The sequence below is a fragment of the Streptomyces sp. NPDC058964 genome (genome assembly GCF_042741275.1).
Classification (GTDB): Bacteria; Actinomycetota; Actinomycetes; order Streptomycetales; family Streptomycetaceae; genus Streptomyces.
This window is the reverse complement of record NZ_JBHYKH010000709.1, coordinates 1-3609: the sequence shown is the minus strand read 5'-3', so window position 1 is coordinate 3609 and position 3609 is coordinate 1. Positions and strand designations below refer to the sequence as shown.

The following is a 3609-nucleotide window of genomic DNA, read 5'->3' as shown; positions in this document are numbered from 1 at the left end:
GGACGATGTTGAACACGCCCGTGTCGGCCAGCGGCGGCGCGGCCGCGCCCGCGACGTTGAAGTAGCGCAGGCACACGGTCGCGATGCCGTTCGCCTGCCCGGCCGCCCGCACCAGCCACTCCCCGGCGAGCTTGGTCTCGCCGTACGGGTTCACCGGGGCGCACGGGGTGTCCTCCGTGATGAGGTCCACGTCCGGGTTGCCGTACACCGCCGCCGACGAGGAGAACAGGAACCGCTCGACCCCGGCCCCGGCGACCGCCTCCAGGAGGATGGCCAGGCCGCCCACGTTCTCCTGGTAGTAGCGCATCGGCTGCGCCACCGACTCGGCGACCTGCTTGCGCGCCGCGAGATGCACCACCCCGGTCACGCCGTGCTCGCCGAGGACCCGCTTGAGCAGTTCCGCGTCCGCCGCCGAGCCCGTGACGAGCGGGACCTGTGCCGGGAGCCGCTCAGGCACCCCGGTCGACAGGTCGTCCAGCGCCACGACGCGCTCCCCGGCGTCCGCCATGGCACGCGCCACATGAGCCCCGATGTATCCGGCCCCGCCGGTGATCAGCCATGTCATGGTCGCCCACCCTATGCCGAGGCCCGGCGAGGACCCCCAATGTCCCGGATGCCCGGTGACGCGGCGGAACGCGTGGTCACGGTTTGTGGGGCGGGGCCCCGATCACCGATGATGATCTCGGCAAAGGCCGGTGCAGAGTACGTCGACCAGCCCGTGAACGGGCGATGAACACGTGCTTCCGGTCATCCGATACCCTCTGCCGAATGCCGCCCGGGTGCCGCGGACAAGCGGCGCCCCCATCATGCAGACGACCGGCGCGGACGCGTCGGCACCCAGGGAGTGAGTTCGGTTGTCGACCGCCATCGTCACCGGTCAGCCGGTCCCGGGATCGTCGCTGGAGAGCGATCTGCGGTCCCTCGGCTTCGAGGTGCGGGTGGCCTCCGGCGCATCCGAGACCCGAAGCCTCCTCGAGGCCGTGCCCGGCGACCGGCGTGTGGCCCTCGTCGACGCCCGCTTCGTCGGCCACCCGCACGCGCTGCGTCTCGGCCTCACCGATCCCCGCTACCCGCTCGCGGCCGTCACCGGCGCCGTGACCGCGCAGCCGGCCGGCCGCGAGGCCCTGGCCCGGGCGGTCGAGCGGGAGGACCCCGCGGGCGGCGGGACGACGCTCGCCGTGGACAGCCTCGCCGACCGCGTCGTCACCGCCCTGGACGCCGAGGGCGCCGAGGTGCACCGTCCCGAGCTGGGCAGCCTGGTCGCCGCCGTCCCCACCGACCCGGAGGCCCGCGACGAGGCACGCCTGGCCGTGGACGCCGTCGACGACGAGGCCGTACGCCTGAAGTCGGCCGTGAAGGCCCGGGACGGCTTCTTCACCACCTACTGCATCAGCCCGTACTCGCGCTACATCGCCCGCTGGTGCGCCCGCCGCGGCCTCACCCCGAACCAGGTCACCACCGCCTCGCTGATCACCGCCCTGATCGCGGCGGGCTGCGCGGCCACCGGCACGCGGGGCGGATTCGTCGCCGCGGGCATCCTGCTGATCTGCTCGTTCGTCCTGGACTGCACCGACGGACAGCTGGCCCGCTACTCGCTCCAGTACTCGACGCTCGGCGCCTGGCTGGACGCCACCTTCGACCGGGCCAAGGAGTACGCGTACTACGCCGGCCTCGCCCTCGGCGCCGCACGCGGCGGTGACGACGTGTGGGCCCTCGCCCTCGGGGCCATGGTCCTGCAGACCTGCCGGCACGTCGTGGACTTCTCCTTCAACGAGGCGAACCACGACGCCACCGCCAACACCAGCCCCACCGCGGCCCTCTCCGGCCGGCTCGACAGCGTCGGCTGGACGGTCTGGGTGCGCCGGATGATAGTCCTGCCCATCGGTGAACGGTGGGCGATGATAGCCATCCTGACCGCGGCCACGACCCCGCGGATCACCTTCTACGCACTGCTTGCCGGCTGCGCCTTCGCTGCGACGTACACCACAGCGGGGCGGGTGCTGCGGTCGCTGACCCGCAAGGCGCGGCGCACCGACCGGGCCGCCCAGGCCCTGGCCGACCTCGCCGACTCGGGCCCGATCGCACAGGGCCTCGCCCGGGTCCTCGGGCGGGGACTGCCCGGCCTCGCCGTCCCCGCCGTCGCCCTCCTGGGCGGCGCCGGCGTCGTGACCGCCTCCGCGCTGACGGACCCCGGCAGCCCGCTGCCCGTCGCGGCAGCCGCCTTCTACGCTCTGACCTCGGCCCTTGCCGTCGCCCGCCCCCTCAAGGGCGCCCTCGACTGGCTGGTCCCGCCGATCTTCCGCGCCGCCGAATACGGCACCGTGCTCGCCCTCGCGGCCACAGCCGGGGTGAACGGAACCCTTCCCGCGGCTTTCGGCCTGGTGGCCGCCGTCGCCTACCATCACTACGACACGGTGTACCGCATCCGCGGAAACGCCGGCGCGCCCCCGGCCTGGCTGGTGCGCGCCATCGGAGGTCACGAGGGGCGAACGCTGCTCGTCACCGTGCTGGCCGTGCTTCTCACGGCCTCGCAGTTCAAGGTCGCGCTCACGGTCCTCGCCGTGGCCGTCGCCCTGGTGGTGCTCGTGGAGAGCATCCGCTTCTGGGTGTCCGCAGGGGCACCCGCCGTTCACGATGAAGGAGAACCCGCATGATCGGCCTCGTGCTGGCGGCCGGCGCCGGACGGCGTCTGCGCCCCTACACCGACAGCCTTCCCAAGGCCTTGGTGCCCGTGGGCCCCGCCGGCGCCGAGGACTCGCTCACGGTGCTCGACCTCACACTCGGCAACTTCGCCGAGATCGGCCTGACCGAGGTCGCGGTCATCGTCGGCTACCGCAAGGAGGCCGTGTACGAGCGCAAGGCGGCCCTGGAGCAGAAGTACGGGCTCAAGCTCACGCTCATCGACAACGACAAGGCCGAGGAGTGGAACAACGCCTACTCCCTGTGGTGCGGCCGTGACGCCCTCAAGGACGGTGTGATCCTCGCCAACGGCGACACCGTCCACCCGGTCTCCGTCGAGAAGACCCTGCTCGCCGCCCGCGGCGAGGGCAAGAAGATCATCCTCGCGCTGGACACGGTCAAGAAGCTGGCCGACGAGGAGATGAAGGTCGTCGTCGACGCCGAGAAGGGCATGACGAAGATCACCAAGCTGATGGACCCGGCCGAGGCCACCGGCGAGTACATCGGCGTCACCCTCATCGAGGGCGACGCGGCCCCCGAGCTGGCCGACGCGCTCAAGGCCGTGTGGGAGACCGACCCGCAGCAGTTCTACGAGCACGGCTACCAGGAGCTCGTCAACCGCGGCTTCCGGATCGACGTCGCGCCGATCGGTGACGTCCAGTGGGTCGAGATCGACAACCACGACGACCTCGCCAGGGGCCGGGAGATCGCGTGCCAGTACTGACCCGGCTCATCCCCTCGCCGGTCGTCGTGGACATCCGTCCGGGTGCCCTCGACGACCTGGTGGGCGTGCTCGCCGACGAGCGCATCTCGCACTCGGGGAAGCTCGCCTTCGCCGTCAGCGGCTGCTCGGGATACCGTCTTCTCGTGCGGCTCGGGCCGAACCTGCACGGAGCCAACTGTTACGATGTGTGCGTCTGCACCCGCGAC

At 72.0% G+C, this 3609-nt stretch carries 3 protein-coding genes and 1 pseudogene; 3 read left to right on the top strand and 1 reads right to left on the bottom strand.

Translation table 11 applies throughout. The features are described from left to right. A partial coding sequence (locus ACFW2E_RS43420) for an NAD-dependent epimerase/dehydratase family protein (RefSeq protein WP_384476667.1) occupies positions 1-565 on the bottom strand: 565 nt, incomplete at its 3' end. Between the two features lie 289 nt (positions 566-854). On the opposite strand from ACFW2E_RS43420, the gene ACFW2E_RS43415 reads away from it, so the two are divergent. The 3 genes and pseudogenes from ACFW2E_RS43415 to ACFW2E_RS43405 form a co-directional block, all read left to right on the top strand. Next, positions 855-2654, top strand: coding sequence for a DUF5941 domain-containing protein (locus tag ACFW2E_RS43415; protein WP_384476664.1), 1800 nt, complete (start codon positions 855-857; stop codon positions 2652-2654). Next, positions 2651-3403, top strand: coding sequence for a sugar phosphate nucleotidyltransferase (locus ACFW2E_RS43410; RefSeq protein WP_384476661.1), 753 nt, complete (start codon positions 2651-2653; stop codon positions 3401-3403). The genes ACFW2E_RS43415 and ACFW2E_RS43410 overlap by 4 nt, the downstream gene beginning before the upstream one ends. Then, a pseudogene (locus tag ACFW2E_RS43405) lies at positions 3391-3609 on the top strand (dehydrogenase); the annotation flags it as partial. The gene ACFW2E_RS43410 and the pseudogene ACFW2E_RS43405, both read left to right, overlap by 13 nt.